Origin of the sequence: Salmonella sp. SAL4457 (genome assembly GCF_046548235.1) — a bacterium.
In the GTDB taxonomy this organism is placed as follows: domain Bacteria; phylum Pseudomonadota; class Gammaproteobacteria; order Enterobacterales; family Enterobacteriaceae; genus Salmonella; species Salmonella enterica.
Map to the genome: position 1 here is coordinate 1 of NZ_JBGDZO010000900.1, position 254 is coordinate 254.

Annotated in this window: 1 pseudogene; it reads left to right on the top strand. The window is 72.8% G+C overall.

The features are described from left to right. A pseudogene (locus tag ACLJNW_RS26800) lies at positions 1 to 254 on the top strand (ATP-dependent RNA helicase HrpB); the annotation flags it as partial.

Sequence of the window (254 nt, forward strand, 5' to 3'; positions counted from 1 at the left end):
GGTGGTGATCGACGCCGGCCTGGCGCGGGTGCCGCGCTTCGATCCGGGTAGCGGCATGACCCGCCTGGAGACCCAGCGCATCTCCCGCGCCTCCGCTACCCAGCGTGCCGGCCGCGCAGGGCGCCTGGAGCCGGGCGTATGCTACCGCTTGTGGTCGGAGAGCCAGCATGAGCAGTTGCCTGCCTACGGCACGGCGGAAATCCTCCAGGCCGATCTGGCCGGGCTGGCCCTGCAACTGGCGCGCTGGGGCGTGG